Source organism: Streptomyces sp. NPDC000941 (genome assembly GCF_053599555.1).
Map to the genome: position 1 here is coordinate 15877 of NZ_JBSFMM010000113.1, position 21628 is coordinate 37504.

A 21628-nucleotide genomic window follows, 5' to 3' on the forward strand; every position below is an offset into this window, starting at 1 on the left:
GCCGTCAGGCGGCTTGGCCGGGGTTCCGGTCGACGTACTCGAAGACCGAGCCGTCGGGGTGACGGGCCACCAGGTTGCGGCCGATGGGGGTGGGCAGCGGACCGGCGATGATCTCCGCGCCCACCGCCTTCAGATCGGCCACCGCCTCGTCCACGTCCGTCACCGCGAGCGTCGCCGTGACCTTGCGGAGGATGGACAGCTCCGCCTCGGGACCGCTCATCAGGAAGAAGCAGCCGACGGCCGCCACCGCGACACCCCCGCGCTGGAAGCGCAGCGCCTCGGCGCCGGTCAGCCGTTCGTACACGGCGATCGCCGCGTCCAGATCATCGACGCACACCCGTAGCGAGGTCCCGAGAATGTCCATGCGCGCGAGCCTAGTTGACGAGGTGCCGGGCGTCATACGTGGCGTGAGCCCGCGCGCCGCGCATGGTAGGGGCGTGGTACGTCAGACGCGGCAGATGAGTTCACCGTGCAGGACGGTGAACCAGCCGTCCTCCGCCGCGCCCCACTCCCGCCACGCGTCCGCGATCCGCCGCAGCCCGTCCTGCGTGGCGTGGCCGGCCTCCACCGCCCGCTGGGCGTACGACGAGGCGACGGTGCGGTCGGCCCACAGGCCGCTCCACCACGCCCGCTCCTCGGCCGTGGCGTAACACCATGTCCCGGCGGTCGCGGTGATGTCGGTGAAGCCCGCCCGGCGGGCCCAGGACAGCAGCCTGCGGCCGGCGTCCGGTTCGCCGCCGTTGGCGCGGGCGACCCGCTGGTACAGGGCCATCCAGTCGTCCAGGCCGGGGACGGCCGGATACCACGTCATGGCGGAGTAGTCGGAGTCGCGCACCGCCACGATGCCGCCCGGTTTGCACACCCGGCGCATCTCGCGCAGCGCGGCCACCGGGTCGCCGAGGTGCTGCAGCACCTGATGGGCGTGGACGACGCAGAACGAATCGTCGGGGTAGTCCAGCTTGTGGACGTCACCGACCGCGAAGTGGGCATTGGACACTCCGCGCTCCGCGGCCACCGACCGGGCCTGCTCCAGGACGTCGGGTGCGGTGTCCACCCCGATGACCTCGCCCTGGGGGACCAGCTCGGCCAGGTCGGCGGTGATGGTGCCGGGGCCGCAGCCGATGTCCAGGATCCGCATATGGGGCTTGAGCAGGCCGGTCAGATACGCGGCGGAGTTGGCGGCGGTGCGCCAGGTGTGTGAGCGCAGCACCGACTCGTGGTGTCCGTGCGTGTAGACGGCGGTGGCGGTGGCTGGGCTGGCGTCGTCGGGCATGGCTCGGCTCCCCTTCGAGGCGACCTGATGGACTGTCGCCACCGTACGCCGCCATCTCGTATTGCGAGAGTGGCGTCTCATTATTCGGTCGAAGGGGATGTGGTGTGTCCCGGGCGCTATGTCCTGGTGCGCAGGCCAAGACCGGAGACGACCTCCTGCACCGTGCGGTAGGTGCGGTCCTCGGGCAGCTGTGCCACCAGCTCGGTCAGCCGGTCCGGGGCGTGCGCCGCGTGCAGGGCGTGCAGCAGGGCCCCGCGTTTGGCCGGGAACGGGGTGCGCCCCACGTGGCGGGCCAGTTCGAACCGCAGTGCCTCGGACTCGCCGATGCCACCGATGGGTGGCACCGGTCCCGTGGCGACCGCGGGATCGTCGTCGGCGCCGGGCTCGGGGTCGTGCCACTCGTCGACGCGGGTGGGGCGGCCCGAGCGCATCAGCTCCTGAAGCTCGTGCTTCAACTCGTCGTCCTTGTGGGCGCTCATTCGGTTGCTGCCTCGTTGCATGGCATCGTCCTCGCTTCGCTTCCGGTCCTCCCCGCGTCCTCACCGCGTACCCTCCGCGCGGCGAACGACACGACGTTTGACCGCGCCCGGGGGAGGGGACTCAGTGGTCGGCCGAGCGGCCATTTGGGAGTGAGGAGCGGCATCGGGTGCGGGAGTTCAGGGGCCCGCGCCCGATGCCGTGTCCGTCTGCATGTTGCCGTGTTAGGCCCCGTGGGGCAGGGGTACCTGTCGCATATGACCGATAAGCCGATGAATATGGCTGAGCGGTCCGGCCGCGGCAATCCGCTGCTCGCCAGGCACGGTGAGGCGCTGGACCTCTTCACCGAGCGGGTGCATGCCATCCGGCCGGACCAGTGGGACGAACCGACGCCGTGCAGCGAGTGGACCGTACGCGATCTGGTCAACCATCTGGCGGTCGAGCAGATGTGGGTGCCGCCGCTGGTACGGGAGGGCCGGACGATCGCCGAGCAGGGCGACAGCTTCGAGGGCGATCTGCTGGGCGATGACCCCGTCGCCGCCTGGGACAAGGCGGCCACCGCGGCCCGCGAGGCGTTCACCGCCCCGGGGGCCCTGGAGCGGACGGTCGAGCTCTCCTACGGCGAGAGCCCCGCCGCGGAGTACTGCGCGGAGATCACGATCGACGCCGCGGTCCATGCGTGGGACCTGGCCCGGGCCATCGGGGCGGACGAGCGGATCCCGAAGCCGCTGGTCGACTTCTCGGTGCGGGCGGTGGCACCGTATGCGGCGGACCTGGAGAAGAGCGGGATGTTCGCCGCGGCCGTCGAGCCCCCGTCGGGCGCCGACGCCCAGACCAGGCTGCTCGCGCTCCTCGGCCGCGAGGCCTGAAAACACACGCGGGAGAACGGGCACCGCGCCTCCTTGGGTGCGGTGCCCGTTCCGTACTCCGTCACCAACTCCGTCACCAACTCCGTCAGCAGGTCGGCAGCCGGGGGCGGTCCCAGTGCCGGTGGGCGGCGATGGCCTCGGTGAAGGCCCGGGTGAACTCCTCGCTCGCCGTCCCCGTCGTGGCGTCCGTGACCACGCCCCGGTCCGCGCACACATGCCCATGGCCCGAGGCGATATGCAGCCCCTCCGGCTCCAGCGCGGACAGGATGCCCACGCCAGAGCCCAGCGCCCCGATCGCCTTGCCGTGCCGGTAGGCGTCCCGTACGAACCGCATCGCCGTTTCGTCCGACCTCAGCTCCGGGGTGCCGGTCGGCCCGCCGGGCAGCAGCACCGCGTCGTAGAGCACCGAGGCGACCGTCGGCAGCGCCCGGTCCACCGCATACCCGTTTCCGTCCGCGCCGCGCACCTTTCCGTCGTGGTCGGCCAGGGCCTCGACGACGGCGCCCTGCGCGCTCAGCGCCTCCTGGGCCTGGGTGAGCTGTTCGGTGTCCACCCCGTCGGTGACCAGCACCGCGATCTGGCGGGTGCGGATGGAGCCGTCGCCGCGCAGATTCTCGAAGCTGAGCGCGGGGGAGGCGACGGGCTTGTGCTCGGTGTTCACCGGGGCGGGCGGCGCCACCCCGATGCCCTCGGCCACGGCCGTCGCCAGGGTCTGGTCGATATGCGCCAGCTCGCCGACCGTACGCTCGCGCACCTCCACCGCGCCGACCTTGCCCAGCTCGAAGCGGAACGCGTCGACGATGTGCCGCCGCTCCCAGTCGCTCATGCTGTTCCAGAACAGCGCGGCCTGGCTGTAGAAGTCCTTGAAGCTCTCGCTGCGCTTGCGGATCTTGGCGCCGTCGACCCGCTCGGCGTAGTGCGAGAACGCGTACCCGTCCGGGCCGGCGATGGCCGGGCAGCCGCCGCCCAGCGAGTTCGGGGAGTAGCTGGTCCCGCTGTGGATCGCCGTCTGGTGGTAGCCGTCGCGCTGGTTGGTGCGGACCGGGGCCACCGGCTGGTTGACCGGGAGCTGTGCGAAGTTGGGCCCGCCCAGCCGGATCAGCTGGGTGTCCAGATACGAGAAGTTACGGGCCTGCAGCAGCGGGTCGTTGGTGAAGTCGATACCGGGCACGACATTGCCGGTGTGGAAGGCCACCTGCTCGGTCTCCGCGAAGAAATTCTCCGGGTTGCGGTTCAGCACCATATGGCCGATGGGCCGGACCGGCACCTGCTCCTCCGGGATGATCTTCGTGGCGTCGAGCAGATCGAAGTCGAAGGTGAACTCGTCCTCCTCCGGGACCAGTTGCACCCCCAGCTCGTACTCCGGGTACTCGCCCGCCTCGATCGCCTGCCACAGATCGCGCCGGTTGAAGTCCGCGTCCCGGCCCTGGCACTCCTGCGCCTCGTCCCAGACCAGCGAGTGCACCCCGAGCTTGGGCTTCCAGTGGAACTTCACAAAGGTCCCCCGGCCCCGCGCGTCCACGAACCGGAAGGTGTGCACCCCAAACCCCTGCATCATGCGGAAGCTGCGCGGAATGGCACGGTCGGACATCAGCCACATCATCATGTGCAGGGTCTCGGGCTGAAGCGATACGAAGTCCCACAGCGTGTCGTGGGCGGACGCGCCGGTGGGGATCTCGTTCTGCGGCTCGGGCTTGAGCGCGTGCACGAAGTCCGGGAACTTGATGCCGTCCTGGATGAAGAACACCGGCATGTTGTTGCCGACCAGGTCGTAGTTGCCCTCGGAGGTGTAGAACTTCGTGGCGAAGCCGCGCACATCGCGCACCGTGTCCGACGAGCCACGCGGCCCCTGCACCGTCGAGAACCGCACGAACACCGGAGTCTGCACGGACGGGTCCTGGAGGAAGGCGGCCCGGGTGAACTCCGCACAGGACTCGTACGGCTCGAAGTATCCGTACGCGCCCGCGCCCCGTGCGTGCACCACCCGCTCCGGGATCCGCTCATGGTCGAAGTGCATAAGCTTTTCGCGGAAGTGGAAGTCCTCCATCAGCGTCGGGCCGCGCTCACCCACGGTGAGCGAGTCGTCGGTGTGGTCGACCGCCACCCCCTGGTCCGTGGTCAGCGGCCCCTCGGCGGGGTCGGCGGCGCGGTACATCTCGCGCTGCCGTTCCTTGCGATCGGTCATCGGGACGCTCCCTTCTTGCCCTTCTTGCCGAGCCCGGCACACACGCGCGCACCTGCGCACACACGTCACGGAATGCCTCGCAGAGCGGGTAGCCAGCCGGATGGGGCCGAAACCGGAAACACCACCGGCCGGGAGGGGCGTCAGAGCACGCGATACGGGGTGGCGGCCTCGTGCTGGAAGGTCATGCCGTGTCCCGGCTCGCCGTTCGCCCCCGGCCGCACCGTGCCACCTGTGGGGTCGAGCGCGCCCGTGAAGTACGCGGCCTCGATGCGCACATGGTCGTGAAACCACTCGATGTGGCGCAGATTGGGCACGCACGCGGCCGCATGGGCGTGTGCGTGTGGCGCACGGTGTGCGGACAGCTCCAGGCCGTGGGCCTCGGCGACGGCCGCGGCGCGCAGCCACACGGTGAGGCCGCCACAGCGCGTGGCGTCCGCCTGCAGACAGTCGACGACCGGCGCCATCCGGGCGAAGTACGGCAGGTCGTAGCCGTACGCACCGGCCGCCACATCGCACACCACCGCGTCGCGGACGACCCGCAGCCCCTCCAGGTCGTCGGAGGACACCGGCTCCTCGAACCAGCCCACGCCCTGCTCGGCCAGCGCATGGCCCACCCGCACCGCCTCCTTACGGGTGTACGCGCCGCCCGCGTCCACGTACAGCTCGGTGTGCGGGCCGACGGTCTCCCGGGCGTGGCGCACCCGGGCCAGGTCGCGCTCGACGGCACGGCCCCGGTCCTCGCCGATCTTGATCTTGACGCGGTCGATGCCGTGTCCGCGCACCCAGCCGGTCAGCTGGGTGGCGAGATGTGTGTCGTGGTACGTGGTGAAGCCGCCCGAGCCGTAGACCGGCACCGTCTCGCGCACCGCCCCGATCAGACGGACCAGCGGCACACCCAGCAGCCGCGCCTTGAGGTCCCACAGCGCCAGGTCCACCGCGGAGATCGCGCAGGCCACCAGGCCCGGGCGGCCGGCGTCGCGCACCGCGCGGCTCATCGCCTCGTTCGCCCCCGCCACATCCAGCGCGGAGCGCCCCAGCACCTCGCCGCGCAGCAGGTCGTGCACCACCGACCCGGCGTCCGCGGGGGCGTAGGTCCAGCCGAGCCCGGTCGTCTGCGCGCCGCGGGCCTCCACCACCACGACGGTCGTCTCGTTCCAGGCGAGGGTGCCGTCCGCCTCGGGGGCGTCGGTCGGCACCGTGTACGCCGTGACGTCCAGCCGGTCGACCTTCATGTCCTCATGTCTTCATGTCCGCCTTCTCGGCCGTCTTCTCGTCAGTCCCTTCAGCCCGTGGCGCACCATGCCCGTCCGGTCCGTGTCGCCCTTGGCGGTCGACTCGTCAGTGGCCTCCAACTGCTCCCAGGTCGCATGCGGCGGAATCGGTGGCACATCGGGGTCGGTCAGGAACTCGACCACCGCCGGGCCGTCGGCGTTCAGCGCGTCGTGCCACGCCTGCTCCACGTACTCGGGCTTCTCCACCCGGATGCCGGTCAGCCCCAGCGACTCGGCGAACCGCGCGTACCGCACATCCGGGATCTGTTGCGAGGGCAGGAACTGCGGCGCTCCGTCCATCGCCCGCATCTCCCAGGCCACCTGGTTCAGATCGTGGTTGTTCCACACCGCGATCACCAGCCGGGGGTCGTCCCACGCATGCCGGTACTTGGCCGCCGTGATCAGCTCGGCCATGCCGTTCATCTGCATCGCGCCGTCCCCGACCAGGGCCACCACAGGACGGTCGGGCCTCGCGAACTTCGCGCCGATCGCGTACGGGACCCCGGAGCCCATGGTGGCCAGCGTGCCGGACAGCGAGCCGCGCATCTGGCCGCGCATCCGCAGGTGGCGGGCGTACCAGTTGGCCACCGAGCCCGAGTCGCAGGTGAGGATGGCGTCGCCGGGCAGCAGCGGGTCCAGGCAGTGGGCGACGTACTCGGGGTTGATGGGATGGGCGGTCAGCTCGGCGCGCCGCCGCATCACCTCACGCCACCGCCGCACCCCCGCGACGATCTCGTCCTGCCATGCGCGGTCCTCCCGGGACCGCAGCAGTGGCATCAGCCGCAGCAGGGTCTCGCGGGCGTCGCCGACCAGGTTGACCTCGTACGGGTAGCGCATGCCGATCATGTGCGGATCGAGATCGATCTGCACGGCCCGGACCTGACCGAACTCCGGCAGGAACTGGGTGTACGGGAAGCTGGAGCCGATCGTCAGCAGCGTGTCGCAGTCCCGCATCAGCTCGTACGAGGGGCGGGTGCCCAGCAGCCCGATGGGGCCGGTGACATACGGCAGTTCGTCGCTGAGCACATCGAGGCCGAGCAGCGCCTTGGCCACCCCCGCGCCCAGCAGCTCGGCGATCGCCTCGACCTCCGCCCGCGCCCCCGCGGCGCCCTGGCCGACCAGGATCGCCACCCGCTGACCGGCGCCCAGCACATCCGCGGCCCGCTCCACCGCGCTCGCGGAGGGCACCGCCGACCAGCCGCTGCGGTCGAGGCTGGAGGGCACCATCTTGAAGGCGTGGGTGGGCGGGGAGTAGTCCAGCTCCTGGACGTCCGCCGGGATGATCACGGCGGTGGGGGAGCGGCGGGCGTACGCGGTGCGGATCGCCCGGTCCAGCACGTTCGGCAGCTGCTCGGGGACCGTCACCGTCTCCAGGAAGTCGGACGCGACGTCCTTGAAGAGATTGTGCAGGTCCACCTCCTGTTGGTACGAGCCGCCCATCGCGCTGCGGTACGTCTGGCCGACCAGCGCCACCACCGGCGCATGGTCGAGCTTCGCGTCGTACAGGCCGTTCAGCAGGTGGATCGCGCCGGGGCCCGATGTCGCGGCGCAGACCCCGAGCCGCCCGCTGAACTTGGCGTACCCGACGGCCTCCAACGCGGCCATCTCCTCATGCCGCGCCTGTACGAACCGTGGCTCGTTGTCGGCCCGCCCCCACGCGGCGAGCAGGCCGTTGATCCCGTCGCCCGGGTAGCCGAAGACATGCCGGACACCCCACTCGCGCAGCCGGGCGAGCACATAGTCGGCGACTTTCTCGGTCATAGTGGTCACTCCTGCAGCTCAGCCGGTCAGTTGCGGCAGCACCTTCGTGCGGTAGAAGTCGAAGAAGCCGCGCTGCTCGGGGCCGATCTGGTGGACGTAGACGGTGTCGAAGCCGGCGTCGGCGTACGCGCTGAGCGCCGCCACATGCGCGTCCGGGTCGTCGCCGCAGGTCACCCGCTCGGCCAGCCGCTCGGGGGCGACGAGTTCACACGCCTGCTCGAACTGGGACGGGGTGGCCAGCTGGGTCAGCAGCGCGCCCGGCAGCCCCAGGACCGGCCACAGCCGGTGGACGGTGCGCAGCGCGTCGTCGGCGTCCGGGCCGAAGCACACCTGCAGACCGCCGCTGACCGGCTTGGCGTTGCCGGCCGCGCCGCTGCCGCGCCGGAACCGCGCGACCAGCTCCGCGTCCGGGACCATCGTGATGAAGCCGTCGCCGACCCGGCCGGCCAGCGCGGCGGCGGCCGAGCCGAACGCCGCGATATCGATGGGCACCGGCTCCTCGGGCACCGTGTACAGGCGCGCGCTCTCCACCGTGTAGTGCTTGCCGTGGTGGCTGACCTGGTGCCCCTCGAACAGCTGGCGGATCACCGCCACGGCCTCCTCCAGCATCTCCAGCCGGACGGCCGGCTGCGGCCAGTGATCGCCCAGCACATGCTCGTTCAGCGCCTCCCCGGAGCCCACCCCCAGCCGGAAGCGGCCCTCGAGCAGCACCGCGCTGGTGGCGGCGGCCTGGGCGACGATCGCCGGATGGATACGCATGGTGGGGCAGGTCACCGCGGTCTGCACGGGCAGCGAGGTCGCCTGGGCGAGCGCGCCGATCACCGACCAGACGAACGAGGCATGGCCCTGGGCCCTGGTCCAGGGGTGGTAGTGGTCGGAGATCCACAGATGGGAGAAGCCCGCCTGTTCCGCCATCCGCGCCTGCTCGACGAGCTCGGCGGGGCCGTGTTCCTCGGCGGCCAGGGAATAGCCGTACTCGGTCATGGGCCCTCCTCGAACGCTCGTGCCCGTCAGGCGCTGGTGCCACAAGTGCCACAGGTGCCACTCACGGTCCTGCTGTCACGGGGCGACGGGTAACCGGGGTGCGAGGAAGGAAACACCGCGGGTCCATGGGGGATCCACGGCGGATCTACGGCGGTTCTACTGGGGCAGGGTTCGGTTCAGCGCGAGGGCGATATGGCGGGAGACCCGGTCCGCCACGCCCGCCTCCGCCATCTCGAACGCCCCGCGCCCACCCGTACGGAAGAGCGTGAGCGCGCCCCTGACCGGCTCCGCGGGCGAGGCGCGCAGCGGTACGCACAGCAGCGAGGTGACCTCCTCGCGGACCAGGACGGGCGCGCCCGAGGCGTCGTGGCCGAAGGCGTCCGCCTCATGGGGCCGCACTCGCAGCGCGGTGACCCCGTCGCGCAGCGCCTCGGCCACCAGCGGGCAGCCGGCCGGGTCCTGCTCGGCCACCGGGACCACGCGGCCACCCGCGACGGCCTCCGGCGGGCCCAGCGTCACCAGCCGGCGGGCGATCCCGGGCCGCGCCGGGTCCGCGGACACGTCATCCGTGAGGACGTCCACGATCACCCAGTCCGCGAAGCGGCCGTGCAGCACGGCGGCCGCCCGCCCGAGCACGGCCTCGGGCCCGCCGTCGGCGGGTGCGGGCGCGGGCGCGGGCGGGGCGAGCAGCGCGGTGGCCATGTCGTCGAGCACGTCGAGCAGCCGGGCGTGGCGGGTCACCTCGTCCAGATCCGGCCGGGCCGTCGACAGCCGGTCGTCCGCGTCGGCCTGCGCGGGGACGGGGTCGCGGCGCTCGGCGAGTACGGGGTCGCCGCCCGGGGCGGGTACGGCCGGAGCGGCCGGGGTGGCCACCGCGTCCTCCGCGTCCTCCGCATCTTCCGCGTCCTCCGCGCCCTCGGCCGTGGGCTGGAAGGCGGCCAGCACGGCGGGGTACGGCTCGCCCGGCGGATGCAGCGCCGCGAGCGTCACCCACAGCGTCGTCCCGTCGCTCCCGGGCCCCGGCAGCCGTACCACCAGGCCCCGCCCGCCCTCGCCGCGCGCGACGGCGGCGACCTGGGAGCGCAGCACCGCCCGCCCGCCGGGCCGCAGCGAGTCGGTCAGCGGGCGCCCGGCGGCGTCGCCGGGGCGGGTCCGGAACAGCTGCGCGGCCAGGGCGTTCATCCGCCGCACCACACAGTCGCGGTCCAGCATGACGACGGCTACCGGAAGCCGCTGGAACAGGGCGCGCAGCAGCTGCTGTTCGCGAGGGTCGGCGCGGCCCCCGCCCCGGGCCAGGTCGTCCGCGGCCAGCCGCTCGTACCGTGGCCACAGCACCTCCGCCGCATGCTGGAGCTCGATGAGGGCGGCGTCCAGTACGGCGAGCCGTTCCTGCGCGGGCAGGGCCCGCGCGGTCTGCAGTTCGGCGACGCGGCTGCGGAAGTCCGCCAGTTCGGCGCCGTACTCCTGTACCCCGGACATGCGCTCACCGTAGCCCGCTCGAACGAGGGGCATCCCCCGCTCGGCCGTTTCCCTTATGGCGCAGTGGGCAGCCGAAGAGGCGGGATGAGCAGACGGAGCACCGGACCAAGCGCCGTGAAGCACCGTGAAAGGACTGAACCCGACCATGCCGGAGCGTGCCCCCACCCCCACTCGCAACCGGTCCTGCCGGACCGACGCGCCCTCGATGGATCGCGGCCTCGCCGAGCTGGCGGACCGGGCCGCGTCGTGCACCCCCGCCAGCTGCGGAGCCACCGCCACCGCCCTCCTCGGCCCGGACCCCGGCGGGGCCGTCCCGGAGGAGCCGAGCGCGGCCACCCATCCCGATCTGTCCGCGCTGGTCTCGGTGCAGCTGGCCTCCGGCGAGGGCCCCATCCCGGCCGCCCGGGCCACCGGCCGCCCGGCGGGCGCGGACGATCTGCTGCGCGACCGCAGGTGGCCGGGCTACCGGGCCAGGGCCCTGGACGCGGGGGTCCGTTCCAGCACCACCCTGCCCTTCGTATGGGAGGGCCTGACCGTCACGGTCTCCGTCTACGGGCTGCGGCCCGGCCCGCTGGAGGAGGCGGCCCGGGGAGCCACCCGGCTGCTCGGCGACCTCGCCACCGAGAGCCTGGTGCGCGACCGGCGCTACCGCGCCGCGCTGACCGAGCTCGACCAGCTGGGCGCCGCGCTGCGCTCGCGCCCGGTGGTCGACCAGGCGTGCGGCATGGTGATGCATGTGCTGGGCTGCGACGCGGACGCAGCCTTCGACCTGCTGCGGCGCGCCTCCCAGCGGACGAACCGCAAGCTGGCGGAGTTCGCCGAGACCGTCGTACGGACCCGGGGGCGCGGTATCGAGGCGGATCTGATCAGGTTTGCGGGGCCGGTCCGGAACCAGCCGGTCCGGAACCAGCCGGTCCGGAGCCGGAAAGCCACTCCCGCACCCGCTCGGCCAGCGGACGCTCCTTGCTGACCCCGTCGCCGGTCTCCTCGCCCGGCGGGCCCGGGTTGGCGGACTTGGCCTCGCCGACCCGCAGCCCGAGGGCCATCCGCTCCTCGGGGGTCAACCGCTCGCGCAGCTCGGGGAAGATCACGTCCTCCTCGCCGCGGATGTGCATGGACACCACGTCGTACAGCTCGCGGACCAGCGCGTCGAACCGCCGGTCCGCGGTGTCCAGCCGCTCCAGGTCGCCCAGGATCCGCTCGGCCTCGGACAGCTCCTCCATCTCCCGCTCGGCGACCTCGTCCCCGTTGGGCAGCGCCTTGCGGACCGTCGGGTACAGATACTGCTCCTCGGCGACCGAGTGCCGCACGATCTCGACGGTGATCTGTTCCATCAGCAGCCGCCGCTCCCCGGGGTCGGCGCTCGCCCGGTACCCCTCGAAGAGTTCCTGTACCCCGCGGTGGTCCGCGGTGAGCAGGTCCACCACGTCGTGTTGCTGAGGCATCCCTGTCATGCGGGCCGGGTGCCCGCCGCCGCACCGGGCAAACGGCACCGGCCACGTGTCGGCTCCGCCGCCGCATCCGCCGATCTGCGAAGGTGGACAAGTCGGGACAGATGCATGGATAGGCGATTCTGTCGATCCGGAGGTGTGTTTCGAATGCAGCGGGAGCTGACCGCCCCGACCCCGGCGGACCCGGAGGACGGCGGTCTGCCGGTCCTCCCGGAGCTGACCGCGCGCTTCGCCGGGGCGGCCGGCCGTACCGCCCCGGAACCGGTCGGTGGCGGCCCGGCGCTGCGCGCCGCCGCGTGCGGCTACTGGGAGCGGCGCGGCCTGTGGACCGACCCGGAGCATGTCGCCGCCGCCCCCGGCGGGCAGCCGCTGCTGCTCTCCCTGCTCGCCGCGGCGGGCGGTGACGTCCTGCTGACCAGGCCCTGCGCCTCCTGGTACGCACCGCTGGCCCGGCTCGCCGGCCGCCCCGCCTACCATGCGCCGGTGCCCGCCGAGTGCGGTGGCGTCCCCGACCCGTTCGCGCTGCTGGAGACCGTACGCCGGGTGCGCGCGGAGGGCGGTGAGCCGCGGGTGCTGCTGCTGTCCGTCGCCGACGACCCGACCGGCACCACCGCCCCGCCCGAGCTGCTGCACGAGGTGTGCGAGGCGGCCGTGGCCGAGGGGATGCTGATCGTCAGCGACGAGACCTGGCGGGACACCGTGCACCACCCCCATGGCACGGTGCTGCTCAGCCCCGCCGAGATGTGCCCCGAGGACGTGGTGGTGCTGACCGATCTGGCGGGCGCCTTCACCCCGCCCGGCTGGCCCGCCGCGGTCGCCCGGTTCCCCGCCACCGAGCGCGGTGTCGAACTGCGCGCCCGGGTGCTGTCCACCCTGGACGCGCTGCGCGCCGCGCTGCTGTCGCCCGTCGCCGCGGCCGCCGCCCACGCCCTCGACGAGCCCGAGCCGGTCCGCGAGCGCACCGCGGCAGCGGCCCGCGTCCACGGGGCGGTGGCCGCGGCGGTCTACCGCGCGCTGACCGCGGTCGGCGCGCTGTGCCGGCCGCCGCAGGCCGGCCGCCAGCTGTACGCCGACCTCGACGAGTTGCGCGGCGACCTCGCGGCCCGCGGCATCACCGACTCGGTGGAGCTGGAGCGCGAGCTGACCCGGGGGCTTCGCCGCCCCGTACCGGGCGGCCACCGCTTCGGCGACGCCCCGCACACCCTGCGGGTGCGGCTGTCGACGCTGCCGCTGCTCGGCACCGGGAACCAGGCGCGGCTGGCCGCCCTCGCCGCCGCGGACCCGCTGCGGGTGCCGCATGTGGCCGAGGCGCTGACCGCCTTCGACACGGCCTTCCGCGAGCTGACCCAGGCCGGACCGAGGCCGACCGGTACCGGCACCGGCACCGGCACCGAAGGGAGCCCACTGTCATGACCGACCAGGCCGACCAGGCCCAACCGGCCGGGCGACGCCCCGCCGGGCGGGCGCGCCCCGCCCCGTGGACACCGTCATGGACACCCCCGTGGGCAACCCCGCGGCTGGGCCCCATCCGGGAGATCTTCTCCGGCCCGCGACGCCGGCTGCGGCGGCTCGCCGCGCCGCCGGAGTCGCCCGCCACGTCCGCCTCGTCGCGGCAGGGGGCATCTCCCGGCGGCAGCGGGGGGAGGCATATCGACCGCGGTGCCGCGTACGAGGGCGATCCCTCGTCGTACGCTCCTCCGCCCGGTCATCCTCCTGCGGCGACCGGTGGGAGGGGGCACCTCCCGGCGGTAGCCGGGGGAGACCGGCGGAGTGATCTCGTGCTGCCGCAGGGCGCGCCTCCAGGCCGCAGACCGGCGGAGTCGCAGCCCGGCCGACCGCCCGACGGCGGCCCCGCCGCCCCGCGCCCCCGCGGTGAGCCGCGCACCTGGCCGCGGTCGTTCGCCCACCGGCTCACCTCCCCACTGCCCGGTGTCCGGGCGATCGCCCGGCTGGCCCGGGAGGGGCGGCTGCGCCCGCCGCTCGAGGCGCTGCTGCAGATCCCCGAACTCCCCTTCGAACCGGGCCCGGCGCCGGCCGTCGGGCCCGGCGACACCGCGGTCACCTGGGCGGGACACGCCAGTTGTGTGCTGCGGACCGGCGGGCTGACCGTGCTCACCGACCCCGTCTGGTCCCGCCGGATCCTCGGCACCCCGGCCCGGGTCACCCCGGTCGGGGTGCGCTGGGAGGATCTGCCGCCCATCGACGCGGTGGTCATCAGCCACAACCACTACGACCACCTCGACGCGCCCACGCTCAGACGGCTGCCGCGCGACACCCCCCTGTTCGTACCCGCCGGGCTCGCCGCCTGGTGCCGGGCGCGCCGCTTCACCGACGTCACCGAACTCGACTGGTGGGAGGCGGCCGAACTGCCGGGCCCGGACGGGCCGGTGCGGTTCGACTTCGTACCCGCGCACCACTGGAGCAAGCGCACCCTGACCGACACCTGCCGCTCCCTGTGGGGCGGCTGGGTCATCACGGCCCGGGACGGCAGCCGGACCTACTTCGCGGGCGACACCGGCTACGGACACTGGTTCGGGGAGATCGGCCGCCGCTACCCGGGCATCGACCTGGCGCTGCTGCCCATCGGCGCGTACGACCCGCGCTGGATGCTCCGTCCGGTGCACACCGATCCGGAGGAGGCCGTACGGGCCTTCGGGGATCTGGGCGCGCGGGTGATGATGCCCATGCACTGGTCCACCTTTCTGCTCTCCGCCGAGCCCCCGCTCCAACCGCTGCTGCGGGTCCGCGCGGCGTGGGGGGCGGCGGGGCTGCCGCGCGAGGCGCTGTGGGACCTGCCGGTCGGGGGCTCGCGTGTGCTCGACCGCGACGACTGAACGCAGGGCAATTAGTGCATCAGTGGTCATAAGTGGCAGGTGGTGCGCACCCCACCTAGCTTCCTGTTCATGCGCACTCGACAGCTTCGCTACCTGGCGGTCCTTACGGCCGCCCTTGTCATCGAACTCGGTCCGCTGCCCACCGCCCACGCCAAGACCCAGCACGTCGTCAAACCCGGTGAGTCGATCCAGGCCGCGGTGAAGGCCGCCAAGCCCGGCGACACCATCCTCGTCAAGGCCGGTACCTACCGGGAGAACGTGCTGATCACCACCTCGAACCTGACCCTGAGCGGGGAGGGCAAGAAGACCGTCATCACGCCGCCCGAGAAGGCGTCCGCCAACGACTGCGGCAAGGCCGAGACCGGTATCTGCGTCACCGGTACGGCCGAGCAGCCCCTCACCGATGTGCGGATCCGCTCGCTGAAGGTCACCGGCTTCGCCAAGAACGGCATTTGGGGGAAGCACACCGACCGGATGGACGTACGCCAGGTGACCGCCGCGCAGAACGGTCAGCAGGGCATCGGCCAGGAGAAGTCCACCCGCGGCACCTTCCGCACCAACACCTCCAAGGACAACGGCCAGTCGGGCATCTTCCTCGCCAACACCGTCGACGAGGAGGGCGCGGCCATCGACACCAAGGGCGCGGTCGTCCGCGACAACCGGCTGACCGGGAACCGGGTCGGGGTCGGCATCCGGCGGCTGCGGGTCCTGACCGTCCAGGGCAACACCCTCACCGGCAACTGCGGCGGCGTGTTCGTCGTCGGCGACGAGGGGACGCCGCGCGCCGGGGACCTGTCGGTCATCAACAACAAGGTCTACGAGAACAACAAGTACTGCCCGCCCAACCCCCGCCTCGACTTCATCCAGGGCACCGGCATCCTCCTCACCGGTGTGGAGGACACGCGGGTGACGGGCAACGCGGTGCGGGACAACATGGGCGCCTCGCCGATGTCCGGCGGGATCGTGCTCTTCCCCAGTGTCGTGGGCACCAAGAACGCCCGTAACACCATCAAGGACAACGTGCTGGCCAACAACCTGCCCGCCGACCTCGCCGACCGTGACGCCGGCCCCGGCAACACCTTCGAGGGCAACACCTGCACGGTCTCCGAGCCCGTCGGCAAGTGTGAGAAGGGGGCGTCATGACGTCGATAAGGACCGCTGCGGGCACCGCGGGGGCCGACCCCGCCGCCACGAACACCGCCACCGGCACCAGCGCTCATATCAACACCGCCGCCGCCGATGGTGTCCCGTCGAAGGCCGCCCCGCAGCTGCGGGAGCTCGTCTTCGGCGCGGCCCGGGCGGCGGCCGTCCGGGCGGCGGCCTCCCTGGGCGTCGCCGACGCCCTGGGTGAGCGGCCCGCCACCGTCGCGGAACTGGCGACCGCGGTGGGCGCCGAGCCCGAGCGGCTTGGCCGGCTGCTGCGCTCCCTGGCCTGCTGCGGGGTGTTCGCCGAGACCGGGGACGGCCGGATCGCGCACACCGAGATGTCCCGGCTGCTGCGCGAGGACGCCCCCGACAGCCTCAAGTACATCTGTCTGTGGTGCACCGAGCCGTGGACCTGGGAGACCTGGCCGCGGCTCGATACGGCCGTACGCTCCGACACCATCGCCTTCAACGACATCCACGGCAAGGACTTCTTCACCTATCTGCACGAGGACGCGCCGGCTTCGGCCCGCGTGTTCGACAAGGCGATGACCACCTCGAGCAGACAGTCCGCCGTGGAGCTCGCCGACTTCCTCGACCTCGACGGGGCCAAGGAGGTGGCGGACATCGGTGGCGGCCAGGGGCATGTCGTGGCGTCCCTGCTGGAGAAGCACCCGAAGCTGCGCGGCACGCTGCTCGACCTGCCGCAGGTGGTGGCGAACGCGGACCCGCGGCTGCGCGACGGCGGGCCGCTGGCCGCACGCGCCCGGCTGGTGCCGGGGGACTGCCGCCGCGAGGTCCCGGTACAGGCCGACCTGTACATCATCAAGAACATCCTGGAGTGGGACGACGAGTCCACCCGCAGGACCCTGGCCAACGTGGTGGCGGCGGCCCGGCCGGGCGCCCGGGTGCTGGTGATCGAGAACCTTCTCGACAACAGCCCCTCGATGCGGTTCACCACCGCCATGGACCTGTTTCTGCTCCTCAACGTGGGGGGCCGGAAACATTCTTCGGACAGCCTGGTGACACGTATGACGGAGGCCGGGCTGAGCGTCACCGGCATCAGCCCCGTCAACCCGTATCTGCACGCGTTCGACAGCCGCGTAGCTGCGTGATCGCGCACCATCGGGTGCCCGCGTGACGATGTTCACGCGGGCACCCTTCTCCAGGGCGGGCTCAGGCCCACTGGAAGGAGTCGAGGTGGGCGAACACGACGACATTGGCGGTGTAGTCGCGGACGGCGCGGTCGTACGAACCGCCGCAGGTGATCAGGCGCAGCTGCGCGTCGGGGGTCTGCCCGTACACCCGCTCGTCGGGGAAGTTCGCCTTGTTGAACGTCTCCACCGAGTCGACGACGAACGTCGCGACGATCCCGTCGGCGCGGGTGATGGTGACCCGGCTCCCGGTCTTGAGCGCGCTGAGCGGATAGAACACCGCCGGGCCCGTCTTGGTGTCCACATGCCCCGCCACAATGGCGTTGCCCCGCTCGCCCGGTGAGGGGCCACCGTTGAACCAGCCGGCCAGGTTGTTGTTGTCGGCGGGCGGCGGGATCAGCACCCCCGACCGGTCCAGCGTCAGCTCGGTGAACGGTGCGCTCACCCCGATGGAGGGGATGTCCAGATGCCTGGCGGGCGAGCGCGGCAGCGCGGGCCCGAGCCTGACCTCCTGAGGGGCGGCCGTCTGGGGGCGGGGGATGAGTGTCGGTCCGGAGATCGCGGGCTTCTTCTGCGAGGGCTGCGTGGAGGCCGCGTCGACCGAGTTGTAGATCAGGAAGACGCCGATGAGGGCCGATGCGGCGGCCCAGCGGATGACGCGGGTGTTGCCGTCGGCACCGCCCTGTTTGCCCATGGATTCTGCCTTTCTGGCCGGTGGAGAGCCCACCGGCAAAGAGCGTGGCGCTGCCGTGGCCAACCGCCACAAGCGGTGTCGGCCACGGCAGCGGGGCTACGAAAAGCGGTCAGCTCAGATCGCGGTTCCAGTGGGCTTGCGACGACGCAGGGCGTAGGCACCGGCGCCGAGGCCACCGAGGAGCAGGACCGAGCCGGCCGCCATGCCGCCACCGGTGGTGGCCATGCCGCCGCCACCGGTGTGGACACCACCGTGCGGCTTCTCGTGCTCGCGCTCCTTGCCGTACGAGCTGCTGCCGCCCCAGCCGTGCTCTTCCTTGCCCTTGCCTTCTTCTTCCTTTTCCTTGCCGTAGCCGCTGCCGTAGCTGCCCTTGCTGTAGTCGTCGTTGCCGTAGCCGGACTCTTCTTCCTTGCCCTTGCCGTAGCCCGACTCTTCTTCCTTCTCCTTGCCGTAGCCGGACTCTTCTTCCTTGCCCTTGCCGAGGCCCGACTCTTCTTCCTTCTCCTTGCCGAAGTCGGACTCCTCCTTGCCCTTGCTCTCCTTCTCCTTCCAGGAGCCGCCGGAGCCGTAGTCCTCCGACTCCTGACCGCTGGAGTAGCCGCCGTGGCCGCCCGGGTCGGAGACGTCAGCGGCGAAGGCGGCGGCAGGTGCGCCCAGAGTCAGGGATGCGACAAGCGCGGTCCCGGCGATGAGTGCGCGAGTTGATCGCATGAGTCATTCCTTCCGGCACCTGCACGATTACTGACATTTGCCAGATATAGGGATCGCGTAGGTGTCTCATCAACCGTCAGCGACGCGGGGCCCCGCTGCCACTTGGCGCGGCCCGCTTTCGGGCCGGTTGTAAGCCCTCCGAGTGGAGATCGCGGTGGTCTTCACTCGTTCGCCGCGCGAATGGGCTGACGATGAATCATCTTTTCGGCCCATCGTTTCGATCAGCCCCGTGGTGTGCGTCGCCGACCGGAACTCCGGACGCGCCAGCACCCGCCGCAGAAACCCCAGCGTGGTCCGTACGCCCCCGCCACCGACCCGGAACTCGCCCAGCGCCCGGTCCATACGGGCCAGCGCCTGCTCCCGGTCCGGCGCCCAGGCGACGGTCTTCGCCAGCAGCGAGTCGTAGTCCGGGCCCACCCGCCAGCCCGGGAAGGCGTGCGTGTCCACCCGTACGAAAGGCCCCCCGGGCGGTACGAACTCCGTCAGCGAGCCGGGCGTGGGCGCGAAGCCGCGGTCCGGGTCCTCGGCGTTGACCCGGCACTCGATCGCCACGCCCCGCCGTACGACATCGCTCTGACCGAACGTCAGGGGCTGTCCGGCCGCGATGAGGATCTGCTCCCGGACGATGTCGATCCCGGTCACCATCTCGGTGACCGGGTGCTCGACCTGGAGCCGGCAGTTGATCTCCATCAGATAGAACTCGTGGTCGGGGGTGAGCACGAACTCGAAGGTGCCCGCCCCCACATAGCCCACCGCCGCCGCGCCCCGCACCGCCGCCGCGCACATCGCGGTGCGCCGCTCCTGGGGCAGATTCGGCGCGGGGGCCTCCTCCACCATCTTCTGGTGGCGCCGCTGTACGGAGCAGTCGCGCTCGCCGAGGTGGACCACCTTGCCATGCCGGTCCGCGAGCACCTGCACCTCCACATGGCGGGCATGCTCCACGAACCGCTCCATGTACAGCCGCTCATCGCCGAACACCGCGCGGGCGTGGGCCCGTGTCTCGTTGAACGCGGGCACCAGGGCGTCCGGCTCACGGACCACCGCCATACCGCGGCCACCGCCGCCCGCCACCGCCTTGAGGATCAGCGGATAGCCGATCCGCCCGGCGATGTCCTTGGCTTCGGCCGGCGTGGCCACCGCGCCCGTACTGCCCGGCAGCACCGGCAGCCCCGCCTCCGCCATCAGCGCGCGGGCCGCGGCCTTGTCACCGAGCCGCTGCATCACCGAGGCCGGCGGGCCGATGAAGGTGATCCCGGAGTCCTCGCACACCTCCGCGAAGTCCGGGTCCTCGGACAGGAATCCGTACCCGGGGTGGATGGCCTGCGCCCCGGTGCGGTGCGCCGCCTCGATGACCGCCGGGACGCTGAGATAGCTGGCCTTCGACTGCGGCGGACCGATGTGCACGGCCTCGTCCGCGAGCCGGACCACGGCCGAGTCGCGGTCGGCGGTGGAGTACACCGCGACGGTGCGCATGCCGAGCTCCCGGCAGGCGCGCAGAACACGCAGCGCGATCTCGCCGCGGTTGGCGACGAGGACGGTGGAGAACACGCGGATCACACCGGCCCGGCGGCGGGCCCGGGCTCCACCGCGATCAGGGGCTGCTGATACTCCACGGGCTGTGCGTTGGGCACCAGGATCTCCACCACCCGGCCGGCGGCGTCCGATTCGATGGTGCTCATCATCTTCATGACTTCCAGCACACCGACCGGCTGCCCCGGCTTGACCATGTCCCCGACCCCGATGAACGGCGGGGCACCCGGCTCGGGCGCGTGGTAGAAGGTGCCGACCGTCGACGCGCAGATGTACCGCAGCCCGGCCCCGGCCTGCCGGCCCCCGGCCTGCGGCCGCATCCCGTCCGCCACGGCCACCTGTGCATGCGGCTGGGGATGCGCCTGCGCCTGCGGATGCTGCGGGGGAGCGGCTGCGGGGCCGGACGGCGGTGCGTGTTCGTGCTCGTGCTCGCGCTTGGGCTCGTGCTCGTGTTCGGCCGGATCGGGCCACTCCATCTCAACTGATGTCTGCCCGTGCCGCAGCGTGATCCGGCGCGGGTGCTTGTCCGCGGCCTTCGCCAGCTCCGTCACACTGCGGCACAGGGAATCCAGCGTGGCATGCGGGGGCAGCACGACCGCGCCCGGCCGGTGCCCGTTCTCGCGATGGTCCGTGATGTGGCTGTCCGCTGTCACGATGCACCTCTTTTGGTGTGTGGCTGTGCGCCGGCCGACCCGGCGGGGACCCCCGTGTCCAGCTGTGTGCCGGCCGACCCGGCGGGGACCGCCGTGTCAAGACCGAAGCGGCGGAACCGCTCCGCCCGCTCCGCCGGCAGTCGGTCCGCCTCCCACGGCACCAGCTCGCCCAGCGCCTCGACGAGCGCGTCGCCGAGCAGGGCCGCGGCCTTCGCGGGATCGCGGTGGGCGCCGTCCGGCGGCTCCGGTACGACCCCGTCGACCACCCCGAGCCGCAACAACTCCCTCGGGTCCAGCCGCAGAGCCGCGGCGGCGGCCTGGGCCGCCTCGGGGTTCTTCCACAAGATGGCGGCGCAGCCCTCCGGGCTGATGACCGAGTAGATACCGCCCGCGCTGATCAGCACCCGGTCGGCGAGCGCCAGCGCGAGCGCGCCACCGCTGCCTCCCTCGCCGACCACCGCGGCCACCACGGGCACCGGCAGCCGCGCCATCAGCCGCAGATTCTGCGCGATCGCCAGCGCCTGACCGCCGCGCTCCGCGTCCGGGCCAGGGTTGGCCCCCGGCGTGTCCACCAAGGTCACCACCGGCAGCCCGAGCTTCGCCGCCATCCGCATCAGCCGCGCGGACTTGCGGTAGCCACTGGGCGCGGGCATCCCGAACCGGTGCGCCTGCCGCTCCGCCAGGCTCGCCCCGCCCTTGTGCTGCCCGATCACCATCACCGGCAGCCCGCCGATCCGCCCCGGACCGCCGACCACGGCGGGGCAGTCCTCGGCGAGGCGGTCGCCGTGCAACTCGTGGAAGTCGTCGACGATATGGCCGATGTAGTCCATCACGGTCGGCCGATCAGGATGCCGGGCCCCCCGCACCGCCTCCCAAGCGTCCCGCTCCGCCACCTCCCCGACCTCCCGCATGACCGCCCTCCGCGCGGCCCCGGCACGAGCTGCACCGACCACGCCCGGCCCGCCGCCCGCGGCGGCGCGCTCCGCCTCCGCCTGTGCGGTGGCGGCGCCCGCGCGGCTGTTCGGGGTGGTGCGCGACCCGTCGACCGCCGCGTCGGCGGGGCCGTGGGCTGTCGTGTTCGGGCGGGTGGCGCCGGTCGCGTGCGACCCGGCGCCGGGGACGCCGTGCGGGCCGGTTTCCGCCTCCCCGCCCGGGGCGG

General features: G+C 72.4%; 20 protein-coding genes. 6 read left to right on the forward strand and 14 right to left on the reverse strand.

Annotated elements, in window-relative coordinates; genetic code table 11:
- Window positions 1–4: 4 nt before the first annotated feature.
- From ACWDSL_RS30830 to ACWDSL_RS30840, 3 genes are all read right to left on the reverse strand, one after another.
- Window positions 5–364: a VOC family protein gene (locus ACWDSL_RS30830; RefSeq protein ID WP_043486511.1), complete on the reverse strand. Its 360-nt coding sequence runs from the start codon at window positions 362–364 to the stop codon at window positions 5–7.
- An 81-nt stretch (window positions 365–445) separates the two neighbouring features.
- Window positions 446–1273 (reverse strand): class I SAM-dependent methyltransferase, encoded by an 828-nt coding sequence (locus ACWDSL_RS30835; RefSeq protein ID WP_450490969.1) that lies wholly within the window; start codon window positions 1271–1273, stop codon window positions 446–448.
- A 116-nt stretch (window positions 1274–1389) separates the two neighbouring features.
- Window positions 1390–1773: a DUF2795 domain-containing protein gene (locus tag ACWDSL_RS30840; protein WP_450490971.1), complete on the reverse strand. Its 384-nt coding sequence runs from the start codon at window positions 1771–1773 to the stop codon at window positions 1390–1392.
- 255 nt (window positions 1774–2028) lie between these two features.
- Between ACWDSL_RS30840 and ACWDSL_RS30845 the strand changes: the two genes are divergently transcribed.
- Window positions 2029–2619: a TIGR03086 family metal-binding protein gene (locus ACWDSL_RS30845; protein ID WP_450490972.1), complete on the forward strand. Its 591-nt coding sequence runs from the start codon at window positions 2029–2031 to the stop codon at window positions 2617–2619.
- Between the two features lie 85 nt (window positions 2620–2704).
- Here ACWDSL_RS30845 and ACWDSL_RS30850 read toward each other — a convergent pair whose 3' ends face one another.
- The 5 genes from ACWDSL_RS30850 to ACWDSL_RS30870 all read right to left on the reverse strand — a co-directional run bounded on the left by ACWDSL_RS30850 (window position 2705) and on the right by ACWDSL_RS30870 (window position 10299).
- On the reverse strand, window positions 2705–4804 hold the full coding sequence (locus ACWDSL_RS30850) for a catalase (protein ID WP_450490974.1): 2100 nt from the start codon (window positions 4802–4804) through the stop codon (window positions 2705–2707).
- Window positions 4805–4944: 140 nt separating this feature from the next.
- Window positions 4945–6036 carry an enolase C-terminal domain-like protein gene (locus ACWDSL_RS30855; protein WP_450490976.1) on the reverse strand — a complete coding sequence of 364 codons (1092 nt, stop codon included), beginning with the start codon at window positions 6034–6036 and terminating at the stop codon, window positions 4945–4947.
- Window positions 6037–6048: 12 nt separating this feature from the next.
- Window positions 6049–7836, reverse strand: a complete 1788-nt coding sequence (locus ACWDSL_RS30860; RefSeq protein ID WP_450490978.1) for a thiamine pyrophosphate-requiring protein — start codon at window positions 7834–7836, stop codon at window positions 6049–6051.
- Window positions 7837–7854: 18 nt separating this feature from the next.
- A complete protein-coding gene (locus ACWDSL_RS30865) occupies window positions 7855–8820 on the reverse strand; it encodes a TIGR03557 family F420-dependent LLM class oxidoreductase (protein WP_450490980.1) in 966 nt (321 codons plus the stop codon).
- Window positions 8821–8976: 156 nt separating this feature from the next.
- The gene (locus ACWDSL_RS30870) at window positions 8977–10299 is read right to left on the reverse strand and encodes a PAS domain-containing protein (RefSeq protein ID WP_450490982.1); all 1323 of its coding nucleotides are present in this window, start codon (window positions 10297–10299) and stop codon (window positions 8977–8979) included.
- Between the two features lie 145 nt (window positions 10300–10444).
- Between ACWDSL_RS30870 and ACWDSL_RS30875 the strand changes: the two genes are divergently transcribed.
- On the forward strand, window positions 10445–11269 hold the full coding sequence (locus ACWDSL_RS30875) for an ANTAR domain-containing response regulator (protein WP_450490984.1): 825 nt from the start codon (window positions 10445–10447) through the stop codon (window positions 11267–11269).
- Here the strand turns inward: ACWDSL_RS30875 and ACWDSL_RS30880 are convergent.
- Complete coding sequence (locus ACWDSL_RS30880) at window positions 11166–11744, reverse strand: hemerythrin domain-containing protein (protein ID WP_450490986.1); 579 nt, start codon at window positions 11742–11744, stop codon at window positions 11166–11168. The two genes, ACWDSL_RS30875 and ACWDSL_RS30880, sit on opposite strands and share 104 nt — an antisense overlap.
- Window positions 11745–11897: 153 nt before the next feature.
- On the opposite strand from ACWDSL_RS30880, the gene ACWDSL_RS30885 reads away from it, so the two are divergent.
- The 4 genes from ACWDSL_RS30885 to ACWDSL_RS30900 all read left to right on the forward strand — a co-directional run bounded on the left by ACWDSL_RS30885 (window position 11898) and on the right by ACWDSL_RS30900 (window position 16842).
- Window positions 11898–13163 carry an aminotransferase class I/II-fold pyridoxal phosphate-dependent enzyme gene (locus tag ACWDSL_RS30885; protein WP_450490988.1) on the forward strand — a complete coding sequence of 422 codons (1266 nt, stop codon included), beginning with the start codon at window positions 11898–11900 and terminating at the stop codon, window positions 13161–13163.
- A 365-nt stretch (window positions 13164–13528) separates the two neighbouring features.
- Window positions 13529–14584 carry an MBL fold metallo-hydrolase gene (locus ACWDSL_RS30890; RefSeq protein WP_450491004.1) on the forward strand — a complete coding sequence of 352 codons (1056 nt, stop codon included), beginning with the start codon at window positions 13529–13531 and terminating at the stop codon, window positions 14582–14584.
- A 69-nt stretch (window positions 14585–14653) separates the two neighbouring features.
- On the forward strand, window positions 14654–15727 hold the full coding sequence (locus ACWDSL_RS30895) for a right-handed parallel beta-helix repeat-containing protein (RefSeq protein ID WP_450490990.1): 1074 nt from the start codon (window positions 14654–14656) through the stop codon (window positions 15725–15727).
- Window positions 15724–16842, forward strand: coding sequence for a methyltransferase (locus ACWDSL_RS30900; RefSeq protein WP_450490992.1), 1119 nt, complete (start codon window positions 15724–15726; stop codon window positions 16840–16842). Before ACWDSL_RS30895 ends, ACWDSL_RS30900 begins: the two co-directional genes overlap by 4 nt.
- A 61-nt stretch (window positions 16843–16903) precedes the next feature.
- Here the strand turns inward: ACWDSL_RS30900 and ACWDSL_RS30905 are convergent, their stop codons facing one another.
- The 5 genes from ACWDSL_RS30905 to accA form a co-directional block, all read right to left on the reverse strand.
- Window positions 16904–17575 (reverse strand): class F sortase, encoded by a 672-nt coding sequence (locus ACWDSL_RS30905; RefSeq protein WP_450490994.1) that lies wholly within the window; start codon window positions 17573–17575, stop codon window positions 16904–16906.
- Window positions 17576–17689: 114 nt separating this feature from the next.
- Window positions 17690–18286 (reverse strand): hypothetical protein, encoded by a 597-nt coding sequence (locus ACWDSL_RS30910; protein ID WP_450490996.1) that lies wholly within the window; start codon window positions 18284–18286, stop codon window positions 17690–17692.
- 69 nt (window positions 18287–18355) lie between these two features.
- Window positions 18356–19834 (reverse strand): acetyl/propionyl/methylcrotonyl-CoA carboxylase subunit alpha, encoded by a 1479-nt coding sequence (locus ACWDSL_RS30915; protein ID WP_398531487.1) that lies wholly within the window; start codon window positions 19832–19834, stop codon window positions 18356–18358.
- 5 nt (window positions 19835–19839) lie between these two features.
- Window positions 19840–20469 carry an acetyl-CoA carboxylase biotin carboxyl carrier protein gene (locus ACWDSL_RS30920; protein WP_450490998.1) on the reverse strand — a complete coding sequence of 210 codons (630 nt, stop codon included), beginning with the start codon at window positions 20467–20469 and terminating at the stop codon, window positions 19840–19842.
- Window positions 20466–21628, reverse strand: a 1163-nt coding sequence (gene accA, locus ACWDSL_RS30925; protein WP_450491000.1) for a carboxyltransferase subunit alpha, incomplete at its 5' end; no start/stop codon positions are given. The genes accA and ACWDSL_RS30920, both read right to left, overlap by 4 nt.